This is a genomic window from Flavivirga eckloniae (assembly GCF_002886045.1).
In the GTDB taxonomy this organism is placed as follows: Bacteria; Bacteroidota; Bacteroidia; order Flavobacteriales; family Flavobacteriaceae; genus Flavivirga; species Flavivirga eckloniae.
Genome location: NZ_CP025791.1, coordinates 1255822 through 1275384 on the forward strand (window position 1 = coordinate 1255822; position 19563 = coordinate 1275384).

At 34.6% G+C, this 19563-nt stretch carries 19 protein-coding genes; 12 read left to right on the forward strand and 7 right to left on the reverse strand.

The features are described 5' to 3' along the window. Positions 1–31 precede the first annotated feature (31 nt). The 4 genes from C1H87_RS05105 to C1H87_RS05120 all read left to right on the forward strand — a co-directional run bounded on the left by C1H87_RS05105 (position 32) and on the right by C1H87_RS05120 (position 4884). Positions 32–1180: a fibrinogen-like YCDxxxxGGGW domain-containing protein gene (locus C1H87_RS05105; protein ID WP_158655128.1), complete on the forward strand. Its 1149-nt coding sequence runs from the start codon at positions 32–34 to the stop codon at positions 1178–1180. A 63-nt stretch (positions 1181–1243) separates the two neighbouring features. Then, entirely contained in the window at positions 1244–2404 is a 1161-nt protein-coding gene (locus C1H87_RS05110) for a fibrinogen-like YCDxxxxGGGW domain-containing protein (RefSeq protein WP_102754787.1), read from the forward strand. Positions 2405–2453: 49 nt separating this feature from the next. Then, a complete protein-coding gene (locus tag C1H87_RS05115) occupies positions 2454–3626 on the forward strand; it encodes a fibrinogen-like YCDxxxxGGGW domain-containing protein (RefSeq protein ID WP_102754788.1) in 1173 nt (390 codons plus the stop codon). A 94-nt stretch (positions 3627–3720) separates the two neighbouring features. Continuing rightward, positions 3721–4884, forward strand: coding sequence for a fibrinogen-like YCDxxxxGGGW domain-containing protein (locus C1H87_RS05120; RefSeq protein ID WP_102754789.1), 1164 nt, complete (start codon positions 3721–3723; stop codon positions 4882–4884). A 282-nt stretch (positions 4885–5166) separates the two neighbouring features. On the opposite strand, the gene C1H87_RS05125 is transcribed toward C1H87_RS05120, so the two are convergent. Both C1H87_RS05125 and C1H87_RS05130 read right to left on the reverse strand, forming a co-directional pair. Further along, a complete protein-coding gene (locus tag C1H87_RS05125) occupies positions 5167–5964 on the reverse strand; it encodes a lysophospholipid acyltransferase family protein (protein ID WP_102754790.1) in 798 nt (265 codons plus the stop codon). Positions 5965–6018: 54 nt separating this feature from the next. Then, entirely contained in the window at positions 6019–6660 is a 642-nt protein-coding gene (locus C1H87_RS05130) for an NUDIX hydrolase (RefSeq protein ID WP_102754791.1), read from the reverse strand. A 4-nt stretch (positions 6661–6664) separates the two neighbouring features. Between C1H87_RS05130 and C1H87_RS05135 the strand changes: the two genes are divergently transcribed. Both C1H87_RS05135 and C1H87_RS05140 read left to right on the forward strand, forming a co-directional pair. Continuing rightward, on the forward strand, positions 6665–7375 hold the full coding sequence (locus C1H87_RS05135; RefSeq protein ID WP_102754792.1) for a peptidylprolyl isomerase: 711 nt from the start codon (positions 6665–6667) through the stop codon (positions 7373–7375). A gap of 47 nt (positions 7376–7422) precedes the next feature. Continuing rightward, on the forward strand, positions 7423–9198 hold the full coding sequence (locus tag C1H87_RS05140) for a sulfatase-like hydrolase/transferase (RefSeq protein WP_102754793.1): 1776 nt from the start codon (positions 7423–7425) through the stop codon (positions 9196–9198). 19 nt (positions 9199–9217) lie between these two features. Here the strand turns inward: C1H87_RS05140 and C1H87_RS05145 are convergent, their stop codons facing one another. Both C1H87_RS05145 and C1H87_RS05150 read right to left on the reverse strand, forming a co-directional pair. Continuing rightward, positions 9218–9817: a trimeric intracellular cation channel family protein gene (locus C1H87_RS05145; protein WP_102754794.1), complete on the reverse strand. Its 600-nt coding sequence runs from the start codon at positions 9815–9817 to the stop codon at positions 9218–9220. A gap of 395 nt (positions 9818–10212) precedes the next feature. Then, the gene (locus C1H87_RS05150) at positions 10213–10932 is read right to left on the reverse strand and encodes an RDD family protein (protein ID WP_102754795.1); all 720 of its coding nucleotides are present in this window, start codon (positions 10930–10932) and stop codon (positions 10213–10215) included. A 24-nt stretch (positions 10933–10956) separates the two neighbouring features. Between C1H87_RS05150 and C1H87_RS05155 the strand changes: the two genes are divergently transcribed. The 5 genes from C1H87_RS05155 to C1H87_RS05175 all read left to right on the forward strand — a co-directional run bounded on the left by C1H87_RS05155 (position 10957) and on the right by C1H87_RS05175 (position 16484). Next, positions 10957–11958: a stage II sporulation protein M gene (locus C1H87_RS05155; protein WP_102754796.1), complete on the forward strand. Its 1002-nt coding sequence runs from the start codon at positions 10957–10959 to the stop codon at positions 11956–11958. Continuing rightward, positions 11945–12670, forward strand: a complete 726-nt coding sequence (locus tag C1H87_RS05160) for a hypothetical protein (protein WP_102754797.1) — start codon at positions 11945–11947, stop codon at positions 12668–12670. Before C1H87_RS05155 ends, C1H87_RS05160 begins: the two co-directional genes overlap by 14 nt. Continuing rightward, positions 12670–13878, forward strand: a complete 1209-nt coding sequence (locus C1H87_RS05165; protein WP_102754798.1) for a DUF4350 domain-containing protein — start codon at positions 12670–12672, stop codon at positions 13876–13878. The genes C1H87_RS05160 and C1H87_RS05165 overlap by 1 nt, the downstream gene beginning before the upstream one ends. 2 nt (positions 13879–13880) lie before the next feature. After that, complete coding sequence (locus tag C1H87_RS05170; protein ID WP_102754799.1) at positions 13881–14948, forward strand: AAA family ATPase; 1068 nt, start codon at positions 13881–13883, stop codon at positions 14946–14948. A 204-nt stretch (positions 14949–15152) separates the two neighbouring features. Continuing rightward, entirely contained in the window at positions 15153–16484 is a 1332-nt protein-coding gene (locus tag C1H87_RS05175) for a DUF58 domain-containing protein (protein WP_199769334.1), read from the forward strand. A gap of 385 nt (positions 16485–16869) precedes the next feature. Here C1H87_RS05175 and C1H87_RS05180 read toward each other — a convergent pair whose 3' ends face one another. After that, complete coding sequence (locus C1H87_RS05180) at positions 16870–17349, reverse strand: Dps family protein (RefSeq protein WP_102754800.1); 480 nt, start codon at positions 17347–17349, stop codon at positions 16870–16872. A 188-nt stretch (positions 17350–17537) separates the two neighbouring features. On the opposite strand from C1H87_RS05180, the gene C1H87_RS05185 reads away from it, so the two are divergent. After that, a complete protein-coding gene (locus C1H87_RS05185; protein WP_102754801.1) occupies positions 17538–18476 on the forward strand; it encodes a LysR family transcriptional regulator in 939 nt (312 codons plus the stop codon). A gap of 204 nt (positions 18477–18680) precedes the next feature. On the opposite strand, the gene yajC is transcribed toward C1H87_RS05185, so the two are convergent. Next, positions 18681–18974, reverse strand: coding sequence for a preprotein translocase subunit YajC (yajC, locus tag C1H87_RS05190; protein ID WP_102754802.1), 294 nt, complete (start codon positions 18972–18974; stop codon positions 18681–18683). A gap of 12 nt (positions 18975–18986) precedes the next feature. Next, entirely contained in the window at positions 18987–19487 is a 501-nt protein-coding gene (locus tag C1H87_RS05195; protein WP_102758179.1) for a DUF1573 domain-containing protein, read from the reverse strand. Positions 19488–19563: the final 76 nt, after the last annotated feature.

Consider the following 19563-nt stretch of genomic DNA (forward strand, 5'->3'; position numbering starts at 1 on the left):
ACAAGTTGATTAAAAAGCCCCTTTTCAAAAAATGACAAAATCTACTTATTTTATAATACTCCTACTTTTTAGTATGTATTATAGTTTCGGTCAGGTAGGAATAGGTACTACTACCCCAGACCCTTCTTCTATGTTAGATCTTAACTCTGTAACACAAGGCTTACTAATGCCCAGAATGACAGAAATTCAAAGAAACGCCATAGTTTCTCCTGCAGAAGGATTGTTTATTTATAATACAGACAGAAAATGTTTTCAATATTACAAAGGCCCATTCTGGTCTAATTGTTTAAGGGAATCTCGAACAAACAGTTTGGATTGCAGCTCTGTTAATGCAAATGGAACTTATGTTTTTGGTACGCCCTTAACCAATGTAAATACCATAACTATAGATGTTTTAGTTAACTCTTATGACACCTACAACATAACTACAAATACTGTTAATGGATATAGTTTTTCTGCTTCTGGAGTATTCTCATCTTTGGGCCTTAACACTATAACACTAATAGGCTCTGGTACACCTATAGCTACCCAAACAGATACATTCACTATAAGTTTTACAGGAACTGGTTATACCTGTAATGTAGATATTGATGTAACAGCTTTGCCTAATTGTTTAGCCTATCTTAACGCCGGATTCACAACAGATGGTATATATCCCATTGATCCCGATGGTGTTGGAGGCAACCCTGCTTATGATTGCTATTGTGATATGACTAATGCTGGAGGGGGCTGGACACTTGTTTTCAATCATAATATAGTTGCAGGCTATTGGGCAAATAATACCGAAGCTGAAAACCACAATATGGGGAGTCCTGGCTTGACAACAAATAAGTATTCGATATTAAACAGAATAGACGAAATAAAAAACGAAGCTGATTATGAATTTCGATTGCATTATCCGTCGCTAGGACAAACAAACCATTGGTCGCAAACATCCGATCCCCGAAGCGGCCCCTACCCATTCGGTGTAGTACCTGGTTATAAAGCTATTAATGTACAAATGACTGGACAGAATTGGGGAGGGTTAGAATCTTCTGCATGTTGCACTTATTTAGACGGTAGTATAGATGGCGTAGGCTCTTTTTATTATGCCATAGGTAGTACTCAACCAGCATGGGGAGGGTTACCGATTGATAGACCTAGAAGATCTACTAATCATGTTCAACTATTTATCAGGTAATTACCCGCTTTTCATCAACTACAAACGCTTTAGTTTAAAAATAATTAAATGCCCTTCTTTAAAATGACAAAATTAACTTATATCGCCATTATATTATGCTGGTGTGTACATTATAGCTTTGCTCAAGTAGGCATTGGTACCACAGCACCAAGCACATCTGCTATTTTAGATGTGACATCCTCAACCCAAGGATTACTAACTCCAAGAATGACAGAAGCCCAAAGAGACGCTATCGTTTCTCCGGCCGAAGGATTATTTATTTACAATCTGGATGCTAAGTGTTTCCAATATTATAAAGGATCTGCATGGTCAGGTTGTTTGGGAGAGACTCAAAACAAATTAGATTGTAATTCTGTAAGCGCAAACGGAAATTACATTCATAGAAAACCGTTAAACAACTCACATACAATTACTCTAGATGTATTGGTTAACGAAATTGGTCCTTACAATATCTCTACAAATAGCGCTAATGGGTACAGTTTCTCTGCTTCCGGAACATTTGCATCCTTAGGAGTTAACACCATAACACTAATCGGATCCGGTACGTCTAGATCTCTTAGAACCAATACATTTACCATAACTTTCGCAGAAACCGGCCAAACTTGTAATATAGACATTCAAACAACCTTTAGACCCAGTTGCAAAGCGTATTTCGATGACGGATTTGTAGCCAATGGTTCTTATATGCTTGACTCTGACGGCTCAGGTGGAAATCCTGCTTTCGAATGTTGGTGTGACCAGACCGTAGCCGGTGGTGGATGGACACTTGTATTTAGCCATTTCTCTCCCGACGGATATTGGGCAAATGCCACTGAAGCTAATGAACATAATGTCGACAAGTGGTCGTCAAGCAAGTATTCCATATTAAGTAAAATAGATGAATTAAAAAGCCAAGGGTATTACGAATTCTTATTATACTACCCTCGTTTGAATAAACGTAACCATTGGAGACAAACAGCAGATCCCCGAAGTCGTGGAGGTTACCCGGCAGGCTCGGGAGTACCCGGTTATCAAGGTATTTCCTTAGAAATGACCGATTCTTCGTTTGGAGGGTTAGAATTGTCCGGACCTCATGCATATTTAGATGGTTCTATCGACGGTGCCGGTTCTTTTCATTATGCTGTAGGAAGTTTCGGCCCCGACCCTGGAGCCTCCGACCCCGCGGTGGGTCTTGCCGTTGGTGTCAATGAATTTACTTACTATGTTCAATTATATACCAGGTAATTATACGCGTTTCATCAACATATAAAATTATAACGAAAGCCCTATTAAAATGATTAAAATAACTTATACTACACTATTATGGTGTTTCAGCATATTTTACAGCTTCAGCCAGGTGGGCATTGGAACAAAAAATCCGGATGCCTCATCTGCTTTAGAGATTAGTTCAACAACCAGAGGCCTTCTTCCTCCAAGAATGACACAAACCCAAAGAGATGCCATAACTTCCCCTGAAGAAGGGTTGTTTATATATAACATAAGCAGTAAATGCTTTCAATATTACAAAGGCGCATCTTGGTCTGGTTGTTTAAGTGAATCTCAAACAAATAAGTTGGATTGCAACTCCATTAGTACAAACGGAAACTATATTGTCGGTGTCCCTCTAACCAATTCAAATACAATAACTATAGATGTTTTAGTTAATTCTTACGACACGTACAACATAACCACAAACACCGTTAATGGCTATAGCTTTTCTGCCTCAGGAACGTTTACATCTTTGGGAGTTAAAACCGTAACATTAATGGCCTCTGGAACACCTCTGGTAGCTCAAAAAGACACTTTTACAATATACCATACAGGAACAGATTTTAGCTGTAATTTAAATATTACCGTAGGAGATGGATATCTTGCAAATTGCTTAGAATATTTAAATGACGGACATTCAACAGATGGTATATATACGATCGATCCAGATGGTCCAGGTTCCAATGCTCCATACGATTGTTATTGCGATATGACTAATAATGGTGGTGGTTGGACACTTGTTTTTAATCATAATATAGCTGGTGGATATTGGGCAAACGATACCGAAGCTAATGAACATAATATCAATTCTCCTGGCATAACGACTAACAAATATTCAATATTAAGTAAGTTAAATGAAATTAAAAGTAAAACGGATTACGAATTTAGGTTGCATTACCCTTTGTTAGCATTAACTAGCCATTGGTCCCAAACATTCGACCCAAGAAGTGGTCCTTCTGGAACAAATCCTGTTCTGGGGTATAAAGCAATTAATGTGCCTTTACCTATGACTGCCAAGTCATGGGGCGGTCTGGAGCTGTCTGCTAATAAGACGTATTTAGATGGTAGTGCTAACAGTATTGACCTTTGGTACTATTCAATTGGTAGCAATGCAGTATGGAGTGACGGGACTAATCCAGATAGTGGTATTCCTGCCAATGATAGAGCTACCAGTCATGTTCAATTATTTATGAGATAACTTTTGTAGCATTTTTAACATATTTAAAAACAAAAAGTTTCAACTAATTCTCTAATTTTGCAATGAATTTAATGAAAACAGCCCCTTTTCAGAAATGACTAAAATCACTTATTTTATACTACTGCTATGCTGTAGTATATACTACAGCTTCGGTCAAGTAGGTATCGGAACAACGACACCTGACGCTTCATCCATTTTAGATGTAACTTCTACAACGCAAGGATTTCTACCTCCCAGAATGACGGAAGTTCAAAGAGACGCCATAGCATCACCCGCCAGAGGATTGTTAATATTTAATATGGATAGCAATTGTTTTCAATTTTACACCGGAGCAGCCTGGTCCGATTGCTTAGGCGCTGGTTCAGTGTCACAAAATAAATTAGATTGTGGCTCTATTAGTCTTAATGGTGCTTATATGGTTGGCACACCTTTTAATGGAACAAACACCATTACTATAGATGTAGTGATTAATACTTACGATACATATAACATCACTACGAATAGTGCTAACGGATATAGCTTTTCTGCCTCAGGGTCATTTGCTTCTTTAGGAGTTCACACCATAACTCTAACAGGTACAGGTACGCCATTAGCTGCTCAAACCGATACCTTTACCATAAGTCTTAATGGAAGCGGCACGACCTGTAATATAGATATTACTGCAACAAGCGGATATCTGGCAAACTGCTTGGAGTATTTTAATGGAGGTTACAAAACCGATGGTATATATACGATTGATCCGGATGGCATTGGGGGCAACTCGCCATATGATTGTTATTGTGATATGACAAATAATGGCGGCGGATGGACACTTGTTTTCAATCACATTGTATCTGGATTTAGTGGCTTTTGGGCAAACGAGAATGAAGCCCGAGAACATAATATTGCCTCTCCAGGTTTAACAACAAATAAATATTCAATACTAAATAAACTAGATGAGGTAAAAAGTGGTGCTGCTTACGAGTTCAGACTGCATTACCCTTCGCTAGGTTTAACAAACCATTGGTCGCAAACATTCGACCCCAGAAGTGGAAGATCTCCCTCAAATCCAGTTCCAGGGTATACCGAGTTTTATGCCGATATGTCTGATAATAACTGGGGTGGTCTTGAATGGGACGAAGACACTTACGGACAATCTTATTTAATGGGTAGCCTTGGCTATCCCTCATATGACCCGTATTATACTATAGGAGCCTTATATACTGCTATACGTGCTGATAATACAACAACAGATAGAGTACAGTTATTTATTAGATAAAATCTACTATATCATCTTTAATTTGAGCCACGAATACACGAATTCACATTAATAGTGTCTCAAAATTGCGGTTACCTATACTTATGATAATCGCGAATCGCACTTTAAGTCTGTCTTAAAAGTTATACTGGGATGAATCCCACACACATCTGTATTTATTAATAAATAAACATAATTTACTTATAAATAAACAGCATTTATAAATTCAATTAAAAGTCTAAAAATCGATAGATTATCTTGCTAAAAAATAGCTTCTCGCAATTGTGTGTACTGAAAGCTTGTTTACCACTCCCGTTTTTTATTGAGTTCTTCTAGAGCTTCCAGTTCTTTTTGAGGTATTACTTTTAAGAAAGAAGGGTGCTGCTCTATGGCATACTCTATTCTTTTTACGATCTCATCTGTAGTCTCGTTATCGTAGTCGATCTCTAAAGGCGCTTTTATTTCAAAAGACTGTAAAATGTTTTTCTTTTTAATACGTAAACCTTTTTTATCGAACGATCGTCTAAACCCATCAATAACAATAGGCACTACAATAGGCTTATATCGCTTAATTATATGTGCTGTTCCTTTTCTTATAGGTTTAAAAGGCGTTGTAGTTCCTTGCGGAAAAGTAATAACCCAACCATCGTCTAATGCCTTACCAATATTAGAAATATCGCTCATCTTAACTTGCCTGTTCACATCCTGTCCTTCAGATCTCCAAGTACGTTCAATACTTACAGAACCAACATAAGCCAATACTTTTGGTAACAATCCCGCCTTCATGGTTTCCTTAGCCGCTACATAGTAAATATTCAACTTAGGATTCCACAAATACCCAACATTTTTTATTGAGTCTACACGTCCGCTTAAACTAGCATTAAAAACATGAAACATAGATACCACATCGGCAAAATAGGTCTGATGATTCGAAATAAATAATACATTAGTATCTGGTAATGTTTTAATAATTTCGGAACCCTCTATTTGTAATTCATTAAACCCTCTAAAACGTCTATGAGTTAACGCCCCTAGAATTCTAATAAGCCACTTTTTTAAAAATAATATATGTCCGAATGGATTTCTTTTAAACAATCCCATAAATCAAGCATCAAAGATTGGTTGGTAATTTGCAAATGTAACAATTCTATTGAATTACATGTATGGTTTTAACAAGTCTTTAATTTCGCTTAACATCATAGCTGTAGCCCCCCAAACAATATGACCATTTAATTTAAATGCAGGAACCTCTACTTCAATACTATAAGAGGTCGATACTTTTTTACTTATCAAGATACTATCATCTAAAAAATGCAGTAAATCAATTTCAATAATAGCTTCTACCTCTTCTTCTTGTTTAACAAAACTTGGTGTATACTTAGTAATCCCCAAAAAAGGCTGTACATAGAAATTACTAGGCGGGATATAAACTTGAGATAATTCCCGAATAACTTCAATAGTCTTTATGGGCACACCAACCTCTTCAAAGGTCTCTCTTACAGCAGCTGCCTCTATCGAGTCATCTTGATTTTCCAGCTTCCCACCTGGAAAGCCTACCTGAGCCGAATGTACCCCATTATAAGTTTTTCTTAAAATTAAAACCAGTTTTGTCGCTTTATTTATGTCTGGATAAAACAATGCCAATACCCCTGCTCTTTTGGCATTTTTAATCGCTTCCTTTTGCGCTTCCATAAGTGCTCTTCTAAAAGGCGGAACCATTTTAAAGTGAGACGATTCGGCTGGAAGAGGGATATTCTTTATTTTTGAGGTTAATTTTAAGAATCTATCAAAATCCATATCTATGAGACTTCTATTTCTTTTATGTCTATTTTTTTTATTTCTAAACTGTGAAGATAAAAAAACTAAAAAGAAAACAACTTCTGAAACTACGGTAACAAAAAAGCAGAAAAAGGAGAAAGAAGCTATAAAAGATACAGTTGTAGAACCGGAAAGAGAATTTCCTAAACTGAATTCTAAAAATGCTATGGCATTCTTCCTGGAGTACGATAAACAACACAAAGAAAATAAAGTGCGTATTACCACAGATTTTGGAAATATTGATATTTTACTCTATAATGAAACCAAATTTCACCGTTCCAACTTTATCTTTTTAACCAAGCAAAAGTATTTTGACAATACTCAATTTTACAGAGTTATAAATAATTTTATGATACAAGCCGGTAATAGTGATGATAAAAAAATTGCTAGAAAACGTACTTATATTGGCAGGTACTTATTACCTCCAGATACAAAACGCGGTTTTAAACATGATAGAGGTGTCATATCAATGCCAAGTAGCGAAATTAACAACCCTTATAAATTAGCATCTCCTTTTGAGTTTTTTATTGTACAGCAAAAAGGTGGAGCCCATTTTTTAGATGGCGACTATACCATTTTTGGTAAAGTAATAAAAGGTATGGACGTTGTAGATAAAATTGCAGCTGTTGAAACCGATGATGGAGACTGGCCAGACAAAAATATTTATATTAGAAAGGTTGAAATAATAAAATAACAGGTTTATGACTACTTAGTCTCTAAATCTTCTAACGCCACTCATATATGTTAAAAATAAAATGGGCAGTGCTTTTGAGTATATTTTTACTACTTAACTCCTGCAAATCGAAAAACGAGCCCACTGTAATTGAAATTGAGCCTAAGGACAAACCCAATGTCGTCCTTATTTTAATTGACGACTTAAGCCACTTAGGTGTTTCTGCCTATGGTGCTAATCGAGTTTCATCTAATAGAGGTTTGTTTAAAAATGTTGAATATGCCACACCGCAAATAGATAAACTTGCAGACGAAGGTATTCTATTTAATAATGCACATGCTTATCCTTTATGCGAAGCCACCAGAATAGCCTTGATGTCTGGAAAACACAATTCCAGAAACTTTTTACGTTGTAAATCCCAACATAAATCCGATATAACCTTTGGTGATCTGTTTCAAAAAAATGGTTATGCTACAGGAATTTTTGGAAAATGGAAACAAACCAGAGGCTCGAAAGAAATTCATGGTAAGGATTATATTTACGAATTTGGATGGGATGAGTTTACCTGTTTTGATGTACTTACGGAAGGGCAACGTTTTATCAACCCGAATTTAGTAGTAAATGGTCAAGTAATGAATTATGAAGGCAGAACCGATTTAGACCCGGAAACCGGTAGACGTTGGTATGGTCCTGATATTTGCAACAGAGATGCTTTAAAGTTTATTGATAAAAACAAAGACAAACCGTTTTTCTTATACTACCCGATGTTGTTGGTTCACGACGATCATAAACCTACTCCGGACACCAAACCAAACAGCTTGTTCGATAATTTTGATGAAGCCAACAATAACAGAAACGGACATACTGGAGATGACCAAAGATACTTCCCGGATATGGTTTCCTATATGGATAAATTGATTGGAAAGGTTATTGATAAACTAGACGAACATAATTTACGAGAAAACACCTTGGTAATTGTTATGGGCGATAACGGTACTAAAGAGTCTTTTACGCATGTTTGGCCTGATGATAAAGTATATCCTGGCAGAAAAGGCGGAACAGCAGATAATGGTACGCATGTGCCTCTTATTCTTAATCAGCCAAAGCAACTTCCAAGTGGTAAACAATATAATGGACTGGTTGACCTTACCGATATTTTCCCAACAATTTGTGATGCAGCAGGAATAGAAATTCCTAGAAAAAATGAATTGGACGGTATTAGCTTTTGGAAACCATTAAAAGAACAAAAACAATCGCACCGCGACGTTATTTATAGTTGGTACAACGCCAATTCGCCTTATACTAATGAAACGGAATTATTAAAATATGCCTTTAATAAAGATTTTAAATTTTACGCGCCTACCGAAGAGTTTCCTAATGGTAGGTTTTTCGATTTAAGAACCGATCCATTGGAACGAAAAGGCGATTTCTTTAAAGAACGTCTTTTTGGAGTTTTACTTTATAGTGGTTTAAACACAAACGAACTTACCAAAACACAGGAAGACGCCTATAAGTTACTTAAAAACACCATTGAAGTACACAAACATGTTCCTGTAAAAAGTTTAAAAATAACTGGCGTAAAGCATGAGTTAAAAGTTGGTGAAGACATGCTATTAATCCACGAGATAACACCAAAAAATGCTACCAGAAATAATATTATTTGGCATTCTGAAAACCCGGAAATAGCTTCTATTGACAAATTCGGCACAGTTAAAGCCCATAAAAAAGGAAAAGTAAACATCGAACTTTACTCCTGGGACGATGCATTTCCTGTTTCTGCAAACGAACCTGTAACGTTTAAAAAAGACGGAATAAAAGATGTTTTCGAAATCAATATTGAGTAAACAGGAAAATAATATTTAACTATTTATAAACTGTTGGCAGTGCTATTTTAAACTTCACTGCTAACAGTCTAACTACAATAACAACGATTCCTGCTATTATAAAAACAACATTATTTGTTATGGGTAGTTCTCGTAATAAAAAGAAGGTAACTCCTCCAAGTATACAAGCGGTAGCATAGATTTCTTTTCTAAAAATAACAGGAATTTCATTGCATAAAATATCGCGTATAACACCTCCAAAACTAGCTGTCATGGTGCCTAAAGCGATGCAGATAATAGGATGCAATTCGGCATTAAGCCCTTTTTCAATACCAACCAAGGTATACAAACCAATACCAATAGTATCAAACAAAAAGAGTGACGTTCTTAAATAATTGATCTTACTCCTAAAAAGGATTGCAAAAATAGCAGATGCAACAATAACGTAGGTAAAAGTAATGTCCCGCATCCAACTTACTGGCGTATCACCTATAAGCAAATCTCTTAACGTGCCCCCTCCTACTGCTGTAACAAAACCAATAATTAAGATTCCGAATAAATCCATCTTTTTATTGATTGCCACTAATACACCAGAAATTGCAAAAGCAACGGTTCCTAAAATATCGATAGTGTAGATCATTATTCTCTAATATTTAACAATGTTCTCTCGAGCGCAGAAGTACTGCCATTGACGTCACTTGTAAGTTTCTTTTATACAAGCAATTGATCTATGTCCGGTCGAGCGCAGTCGAGACCTTCTTAAAACCTCTCGACCGCGCTCCTTTAGACATGACGTCATTATTTCCGCTTGATAAAATTTTTGTTTCTAATCTCGACTAAACATTACATCATTTTATATGCTTGATAATTCTTTGTCTTTGATCCCAAAACAGACATCATAACTCTTAATTTAATGACATTATTCACTCGAAATAAGTTGTTCTTAAACATTGTTTCTCTTAATCAAGATCCCGAGGCTTTGCTCGGGATAAGCGATTCACACACTTTTTGCTAAGGCAAAAAGTGGTTCTCTGCTTACATATCTTGGGTGTAAAAATTATAATCCTTTAAAATAACATCTATAAACTGCACATCATTGTTATGTTTCACTTCTTTTATACCGGCAACCTCTACAATTTTGGTTCTCAACTTTATTAATGTTTCATAATCTCTCGATAGTCTTGCCGTAACAAAAGTATCCTTTATAATACGCGCGTCATTATCAGACAATTTAATAACATTGGGGTAAGTAGGTTTGTAATCTTGTTTTAAATTCTCTAAAATAGTATGGCTAATATTTACGCTATCTTTTAATAAAATTACAGCGGTTCCTGCTGCCATATCCCCTAGTCGTTGTGTTTTCTTGTTAAACAACATAACGAAAAAGCCTAACCCCAGCATATAAATATCTGCAATTCTAAAAAACCAGCGTACCACGTAATCGGAGAAAGAAGCTTGATATCCATCTATTTTAACAACCCTAATCTTAAGGGCTTTCTTGCCTATGGTTTGCCCCTGCAAAAAAGACTCTAAAGCCAAAGTATAGAACATTACTGGAAAACTTAGCACCGTATTAATGGCCATTTGCGACCAACTGTCCATATCCTCAAAAACACCAAATATGTTATTTAAAATAAGATAATACCCTATTTTAATAGCCCAATCTATAAAAAATGCTAACAATCTTTCTCCACCACCTGCAGCGTTGAACGTTATTTTTACATTTTGGGTCGTGTTAATTTGTAACTCTGACATTTTATATTTTATTTTATCAAATCTATGAGGGAGGTTTCATTCATCAAGCAAAATAAGGAAAAATGGTTAAGTTTTGAAAGAGCTGTCTTTAATAATGACTTTGAAGATCCGGACGAACTTGCATCGCAATACATTCATTTAATAAACGATTTAGCGTACGCGCAAACCTATTATCCTAAAAGTAAGGTTATTATATACCTTAATCAATTAGCTGCGAAGGCTTTTCAAAAAATTTATAAAACAAAACGAGAAGATACAAATAGAATTTTTGCGTTCTGGAAAACCGAAATTCCCTTGATTTGCTATCAATACCGAAAATTTATTTACGTTGCTTTTATCCTGTTTTTTATTTTCACCGCTATTGGTGTAATCTCTGCAGCCAATAATGCTGAGTTTTTACGATCGATATTAGGTGATGGTTATGTAGATCAAACCATAGAAAATATAGAAGCAGGAAACCCCATGGCTATTTATGGTAGCGGAAGTAATTGGGGAAGTTTTATAGAGATTTCGATACATAATATGAAAGTTGGAGCTATGGCATTCATATTTGGCGTAACTCTTGGTATACTTACCATTTGGGTTATGTTCGAAAACTTTATCATGCTAGGCTCTTTTCAATATTTCTTTTATGAAAAAGATGTGTTTTGGGAAAGTGTTCGAGGCATTTGGATTCATGGCGCTATGGAAATATTTGCCATAGTTATTCAAGCCTCCGCCGGTCTTATTCTTGGAGCCAGTATTCTATTTCCCGGCACGCATTCCAGATATACATCGTTTAAAAAAGGTGCGAAAACGGGTATTAAAATTTTAATAAGCTCATACCCTTTTATGTTTTCTGCCGGATTTCTGGAAGGTTTTGTTACTCGTTATTCTAATGTTATGCCGAATTGGCTATCCATTGGCATTATACTAACCACATTAAGTATTATTAGCTACTATTATTTAGTGTATCCTTTTAAAGTTCAGAAAAAAATCACCCAACCCCAAATTCTAAACCTGCATATACCACTTGAAAAGCTGTAGATTACATATAATCTTTTTTTTACTTTTTGCGGTTTGTTACTGCCAAATCTCCTTAAGCACTAATACAGTACAACAGCCTGAATTTATAAGACAGTTTGACGACGATTTTAAAGACCGCTATTCGGGTAATAAATTCAATTACGAAGGAAAAAAAATTGTAACCGAAACGCCCAATGGTTCTGGCAAATACGAAGATTATAAAAACAAAAAGCCATCACAAAAGGAAACAAACGATGAAAACGTCATAACCATAAACATTGGTCCTATAGGTTGGCTATTTTATATCGCCATAGCCCTTGCTGTAGTTTATCTGGTTTATATTTTATTAAATGAAGGTGGTTCAGGATTGTTTTCTTCAAGAAAAAACCAAACCCTTAACGACTTTGAGGAAATAACTGCCGAAAATATCGAACATGCAGATATACATGCATTAATAAAGAATGCTGAAAATGAAAACAATTACCGACTAGCCATTAGATACTACTACTTGTTAGTTTTAAAAACACTCAGCATAAAAAAACATATAAAATTTGAAGACGATAAAACCAATAGTGAATATTTAAACGAAATAAGCGAAAAACCATTTAGCAAGGCATTTGAATATGCGTCTTACCTATACAATTATATCTGGTATGGGAAATTCGCATTAAATGTTAAACAATACAACAAGGCCAAAAACAATTTTCTAACCCTTTTAAATCAGGTAAAATAATGAAGAAAGTTTTACCTATCGCCATAATACTTGTTGTCTTGATAATTACAGGAGCTGTACTTATTGGCGTAAAGCAAACCAGAACGGTAGATTGGGAAGAATCCTTTAACGAAAAAAGTAACAAACCTTACGGGGTTAGTATATTTTATAAGGAATTGCCTAAGCTTTTTAAAGATTATAAAGTTAGAACCGTGTTTCATCAACCCGGAAGCTATTTAAGTGCGAATTCCGAGGATGGCTATGGGGAACATGTTGCCGAAGGAAGTTTTATTATTATTGGAAATTCCGATTATTTGGATAATGATTCGATAGATGAATTATTAAACTTTGCCGATGCTGGAAATGCGTTATTTATATCCGATTATTATTTTTCCCAAAAAATTCATGACACTTTAGATATTGATGTTGATTATATTTTAAATGAAAAAAAGGACAGTATTTCATACGAATCACTTAAGCATGTAGATATTAAAAGTACTGTTATAGATAAAAATGCCGGGGACTATTATTTTTCTCGCTTCGATACCATAAACTACAATGTTCTAGGGCATTCTAAAATCGATTATAAACATGTTAATTTTATTCATGTTCCTTTTGGTAAAGGCGATATATACTTACATTTAGAACCAAAAGCGTTTACAAATTATAATATTCTAAAAGAGGATCGATATAAATATACCGAAGGACTAATTTCTTATTTACCAGAAAACAACGTGTATTTCGATTCGTATACTAAAATACAAACAGATTACTATGGCGATGTTGAAAAGGAATCGAATTTAAGCTGGTTTCTCGAACAATTGTCGTTTAGATGGGCGTGGTACACTGCTATAATTTTTGGCATTTTATTTATGATATTTAATGCCAAACGCAGACAACGTATTATTAAAATTATAAAACCGTTGCAAAATACTACCGTCGCTTTTGTAAAGAGTGTATCTAATCTGTATTTCGATACTCAAGACCATAAAAACTTAATTGATAAAAAAATAACGTATTTTTTAGAAAAAATAAGAACCGATTATAATATAGATACAGCTATATTAAACGATGAATTTATAGTTAGACTGGCAGCCAAAACCGGAAAGAAAAAAGACGATGTTAAAAAATTAATCAATTATATTAATTGGCTAAGATCGAAAAACGAATTTTTTGAAGAAAATCTAATAAAGCTAAATAGGCATATTGAAGCTTTTTATACTACATAATTATGGACGAAAATATAGAATCTCAAGACCATCAAGATTTTTTACCGAAATCTGACACCTTATCATCTATTGATAGCAGTGCATTGGAAGACACCAATAATTTACAATTTCAAAACCGTTTGGATCTATCTGAACTTCAGCAAAGTGTTAACCAGATAAAACAAGAGGTTGGTAAAATAATCGTTGGTCAAAAAGACATGGTAGATATGCTTATTGCATCACTTCTGGCTAAAGGACATTCGCTTATAGAAGGTGTTCCAGGTGTTGCAAAGACTGTTACTGCTAAGCTTTTGGCAAAATCTTTAAGTGTAGATTTTAGCCGTATTCAATTCACACCAGATTTAATGCCTAGTGATATTTTAGGAACTTCTGTTTTCAACTTAAAGAAATCGGAATTCGAATTTAAAAAAGGTCCTATTTTTTCGAATATGGTGCTTATTGATGAAATTAATAGAGCGCCTGCCAAAACACAAGCAGCTTTGTTTGAAGTCATGGAAGAGCAACAAATTACAATTGATGGTAATAAATTTGAACTTGATCCTCCCTTTATGGTTTTAGCCACCCAAAACCCAGTAGAACAAGAAGGAACATACAGACTGCCAGAAGCACAATTAGACCGGTTTTTGTTTAAAATTGACGTTAACTACCCTAATTTAGATGAAGAAATAGAAATACTTTCCAGAGAACACGAGTTAAAAGATAAGTCAAAAACGGACTCACTTACATCTTTTTTAACGGGCGAACAGGTTGTAAAGTATCAAAATTTAGTAAGTCAGGTTATAGTAGAAAAGCATTTACTAAAATACATTGCGGAACTTATTGTAGCTACCCGTAGCAATCAGTTTTTATATTTAGGAGCTTCACCAAGAGCATCTATTGCCATATTAAAATCTAGTAAGGCATTTGCTGCTATGTCTGGTCGCGATTTTGTGACACCAGAGGATATAAAACGTGCTGCTATTCCTGTGTTGCATCATAGGGTTATCGTAACACCAGAACGCGAAATGGAAGGCGTTTCTAGTAAACAAATTATAAAACAAATTATTGAAACTGTTGAGATACCTCGTTAATTAGTTGGCAGTGATAAGTTTCAGTTGGCAGTCTCAGCAACCAAAAACCAACAACCAGCAACCAACAACCAGTAACCAACAACCAGTAATCAGTAATCAGTAATCAGTAATCAGTAATCAAAATAAAAAACCAATGTCATTCAGAGCAAAGCGAAGAATCTCACTTTTAACTTTTAACTTTTAACTTTTAACTTTTAACAAACCTTGAAATTATTTAAACCATTCTACATACAACCACGTTTTTTCTACGCCGGTATCGGTATCGTAGTATTGTTTGCTTTAAGTTATTTCATTCCGCTACTATTTAATGTTGCGCAACTGTCTATATTAGTCCTCATTCTTCTCTTCTTTTTAGATCTTCTAATTGTGTTTATAGGAAGAAAAAAACTTGAAGCTACCAGAGTACTGCCAGATAAGTTTTCTAATGGAGATAAAAATCAAATAACACTCGATATTAGGAATAACTACCCTATTTCGGTTTATTTGGAAATTATTGATGAGATACCAGAACAGTTTCAAGTTAGGGACTTTAAAATTAAAGAGCATATCGCTCCTAATAAATCCAAATCGGTTCTTTACCATTTAAAGCCAACCGAACGGGGCGAATATCACTTCGGAAATTTAAACATCTATGTATCTTCTATTATAAACTTGGTGGCAAAACGCTTTACATTCAACCATGGAGACATGGTACCAACTTACCCTAGTTTTAAGCAATTAAAGAAGTTCGAACTCTTAAACATTAATAAGAATTCGTTGGAATACGGACTTAAAAAAGTAAGGCGACTTGGTCATTCCATGGAATTTGAGCAAATTAAGGAGTATGTTTTAGGGGACGATTTACGTACCATAAATTGGAAAGCAACAGCAAAGAAAAACCAACTGATGGTTAATCAGTTTCAAGATGAAAAATCGCAACCTGTTTATTCTATTATAGATAAAGGTCGTATAATGAAAATGCCTTTTAACGGCTTAAGCCTTTTAGATTATGCCATTAATGCCGCCCTTGTAATTAGTAATGTTGTTTTAAAGAAACATGATAAGGCAGGCATGTTTTCATTTTCTAAACACATAGACAATGTTGTTGTAGCCGAAAAAAGAAGCTCGCAAATGCAGCTAATTTTAGAATCACTTTACAATGTTAAGACAGACTTTTTTGAAAGTGATTTTAGCAGATTATATGGCAGTATAAAGCGTCATATTACGCACAGAAGCCTTATTTTAATGTACACCAATTTTGAGACGTTGGATGGCTTAAACAGGCAATTACCCTATTTAAAAGCCATTTCTAAAAGTCATATGCTTGTTGTTATTTTCTTTAAAAATACCGAGCTTGATAATTTAATTAACGAAAAGGCAGAAACGGTGCAACAAGTTTATGATAAAGTTATTGCCGAAAAATTTGCATTTGAAAAGCGTTTGATTGTTAACGAATTGAAAAAGTATGGTATCTATTCCATATTAACTACACCAGAAAATCTTACCATAGATACTATTAATAAGTACTTGGAAATAAAAGCACGTGGCTTGCTTTAGTTGCAGTTTCTTTATGTTTAAAAAAAGACACGAATTTCACTAATTTACACGAATTAACGTGAACTTCGATGTAAATTGAAACAGGTAAATAATATTTATATTATTGATGAATAATGTTTTGTCAATGTCAGCCCATCGATTCCGCTCAGGATAAATTTTCGAGATATCTCATAAAGATGAGATTCCCTGTCTGCCGACAGGCAGGCTCCTCGTACCTCGTTCGGAATGACATTGGTTTTTTATTCAAACATACAAATTCCTGATTGTCAGTTTTTAATACACCGAACAGACGTTAGTTAATCAGTCAATAGACAGATTATATAATTCGTGTAAATTCGTGAAATTCGTGTCAAATTAAAGTACATACAACAAGTATTCAGGAAACCTAAACCGTTTCATTCAACCAAGCTTTCATCATCCAAATCGTTTTTTCCTGCTCGGTAATAAAATCGCTCATCATAGAATTGGTACCTTCATCGTTAGCATCGTCCGACTTATCCAAAATTAATCGTTCAATTTTTAAGAGTTCGGTTAACGAATCAACAATTAAACGTACCGCTTTATCATCCTGAGAGATATTTTTACCAATCGGTACCTTAGCTTGTTTTACATAGTCTTCGAATGTATGAAGCGGTGTTTCTCCTAGTGTTAAAATACGTTCTGCTATTAAATCAACTTTTGCATTAGCATCATCGTATAGCTCCTCAAATTTCACATGTAAATCGAAAAACTGTCTCCCTTTTATATTCCAATGAATACCTCTTAAATTCTGATAGTATGTTTGAAAATTAGCTAATAAGCGGTTCAAATCTCCCGCTAAATCTTTGGTCTTTTGGGTATCTAACCCTAAACTATTTAATGTCATTTTTTAATTATTTTTTTGTTATTAATAATATGGACACTTCGACTCCGCTCAGTGATCAACTTCGACTCTACTCAGTGACCATATGAGAACTTTGTTTTATGATTACAACAAATTTAATTTATAATTAACAGTTGTTTCTATAAATTTTATTGATAGTTTTTATATTTTTATAGTCTAAACTGATTCTTATGACGATTACCCAATTATATTATGTTTTGGCCGTTGCCGAAAACCAGAATTTCACTAAAGCTGCAGAGAAATGTTTTGTTACTCAACCTACTCTAAGCATGCAGATACAAAAACTTGAAGATCAATTAGATGTACAAATTTTCGACCGTACTAAAAAGCCCATCGAATTAACCGATGTTGGTAAAAAAATTGTTACGCAAGCCAGAAATATTGTAAACGAATCCTATAGAATTCAAGATATTGTAGACCAACAAAAAGGCTTTATTGGTGGTGAATTTAAGCTTGGTATTATACCAACTATAATGCCAACCCTACTGCCTATGTTTTTAAAGAACTTTATAAAGAAGCATCCTAAGGTTAAGCTTAAAATAGAAGAGTTAACAACAGAAGAAATCATTTCGAGAATTAATGATGGCCATTTAGACGCTGCTATAGCTGCAACTCCTTTGGAAGATGAAAACATAAAGGAACGCGTGCTTTATTTCGAACCGTTTGTTGGTTACATTCCTAAAAACCATAGACTGAATGATCAGAAAAAAATAGATGTATCTGATCTGGATATTGATGATATGCTATTACTTGAGGACGGACATTGCTTTAGAGATGGTGTTATTAATCTTTGTAAAGCGTTTAAAAACCATGAAAACGATCAGTTTCAACTGGAAAGCGGCAGTATAGAAACTCTTATAAAACTTTCAAACGAAGGTTTGGGTATGACGCTCTTACCTTATTTACATACTTTAGATGCAGACGATAAAGAAAAGGAAAACCTCCACTATTTTAATGAGCCCTCTCCAGCCAGAGAAGTGAGTATTATCTATCATAAGAGTGAATTAAAGATGCAAATTATTGAAGCATTACGGGATGTTATATCTGGTGTTATTAGAGGAGCAATTGCTTTTCAAAATGTAAAGATTATTAGTCCGCTTCCTAAGTAAGCAAATGATCTTAAAACAATATCAGCTAGATATATACTAAAACTAATAGTTACCGAATCAGACCTGTCAGGTTTTAAAACCTGACAGGTCTATAATTGCTGCCTATCTTTTGAAATTTTTATCAAACTCTCATTAAAAATTGAGTACATAAAAAGAGCCTCCAAAATGGAAGCTCTTTTGTATACATTAATTATAAAAAATGCTTTACTTTTTTGCTGGAGCAGGAGCTTTCAATTTCAAACTCATTTCCATAGAGATGGCAGAACGCTCATACTTAACTTTACCAGACATAGTTTCTATAACGCAACTTCCGTCTTTATCGTTAAGCTCTAAAATTTTACCATGCAATCCGCTTTTAGTAATAACCTTATCGCCTTTCTTTAACTCTGCTGCAAATTTCTTTTCTTTTTTTGCACGTTTCATTTGCGGTGCAATCATAAAGAAATACACAACTACAAACATTAGTATAAATGGCATAAATTGCCCTAGTCCTTCCATCTTATTTTCTTTTTATTTTTGCGCTTGAATTGTTGGCGCAGTTGGGTTGTTTTTTGCTTGTGCATTTGGATCTGGTTTTACAAAAGCTGTAATTTTTACAGTTTCTGTTCCTTTTTCCGTGTTAGCTGTAACAGTAATTGTTTTAGAAACTTTGTTTGTTCCGCTTCCATTAAATTTAACAGAAAATTGTCCTGAAGCTCCTGGTTCTAAAGGTTCTCTGCTCCAATCTTGAGGTACTGTACATCCACAAGAACTTTTAATATCTGTAATAACTAAAGGAGCATCTCCAGAGTTTTTATATTTAAAAACCGTCGAAACTGGTGTTTTAGCTTCAATTTCACCAAAATCATGTTCCTTTTTGTCAAACTCAATTACCGGAAATTTAGATGAACTTGCATCTCTCTCAGCTGCAGCAGCTATATTGTTTTCATCAATTTTTTTGGCAGCATTTTCTTTACAAGAAGTAAATGCAATTAAACACAAGGCACTTAATCCTAATACTAGTTTTTTCATTTTAAAGCTTTTTGTCATTTGTGTTGTAAAAATAGTAATTATTTAATCTATTAAAAATTTTTAATACCTTCTTAAC

Excerpts from the sequence above, each read along its gene's own strand:
- C1H87_RS05140 (WP_102754793.1), top strand. The coding sequence starts at position 7,423 with ATGTTAAAAATAAAATGGGCAGTGCTTTTGAGTATATTTTTACTACTT.
- C1H87_RS05105 (WP_158655128.1), top strand. The coding sequence starts at position 32 with ATGACAAAATCTACTTATTTTATAATACTCCTACTTTTTAGTATGTAT.
- C1H87_RS05145 (WP_102754794.1), bottom strand. The coding sequence starts at position 9,817 with ATGATCTACACTATCGATATTTTAGGAACCGTTGCTTTTGCAATTTCT.
- C1H87_RS05150 (WP_102754795.1), bottom strand. The coding sequence starts at position 10,932 with ATGTCAGAGTTACAAATTAACACGACCCAAAATGTAAAAATAACGTTC.
- C1H87_RS05165 (WP_102754798.1), top strand. The coding sequence starts at position 12,670 with ATGAAGAAAGTTTTACCTATCGCCATAATACTTGTTGTCTTGATAATT.
- C1H87_RS05195 (WP_102758179.1), bottom strand. The coding sequence starts at position 19,487 with ATGAAAAAACTAGTATTAGGATTAAGTGCCTTGTGTTTAATTGCATTT.
- C1H87_RS05120 (WP_102754789.1), top strand. The coding sequence starts at position 3,721 with ATGACTAAAATCACTTATTTTATACTACTGCTATGCTGTAGTATATAC.
- C1H87_RS05125 (WP_102754790.1), bottom strand. The coding sequence starts at position 5,964 with ATGGGATTGTTTAAAAGAAATCCATTCGGACATATATTATTTTTAAAA.
- C1H87_RS05130 (WP_102754791.1), bottom strand. The coding sequence starts at position 6,660 with ATGGATTTTGATAGATTCTTAAAATTAACCTCAAAAATAAAGAATATC.
- C1H87_RS05110 (WP_102754787.1), top strand. The coding sequence starts at position 1,244 with ATGACAAAATTAACTTATATCGCCATTATATTATGCTGGTGTGTACAT.
- C1H87_RS05115 (WP_102754788.1), top strand. The coding sequence starts at position 2,454 with ATGATTAAAATAACTTATACTACACTATTATGGTGTTTCAGCATATTT.
- C1H87_RS05155 (WP_102754796.1), top strand. The coding sequence starts at position 10,957 with ATGAGGGAGGTTTCATTCATCAAGCAAAATAAGGAAAAATGGTTAAGT.
- C1H87_RS05170 (WP_102754799.1), top strand. The coding sequence starts at position 13,881 with ATGGACGAAAATATAGAATCTCAAGACCATCAAGATTTTTTACCGAAA.
- C1H87_RS05185 (WP_102754801.1), top strand. The coding sequence starts at position 17,538 with ATGACGATTACCCAATTATATTATGTTTTGGCCGTTGCCGAAAACCAG.
- yajC (WP_102754802.1), bottom strand. The coding sequence starts at position 18,974 with ATGGAAGGACTAGGGCAATTTATGCCATTTATACTAATGTTTGTAGTT.
- C1H87_RS05180 (WP_102754800.1), bottom strand. The coding sequence starts at position 17,349 with ATGACATTAAATAGTTTAGGGTTAGATACCCAAAAGACCAAAGATTTA.
- C1H87_RS05135 (WP_102754792.1), top strand. The coding sequence starts at position 6,665 with ATGAGACTTCTATTTCTTTTATGTCTATTTTTTTTATTTCTAAACTGT.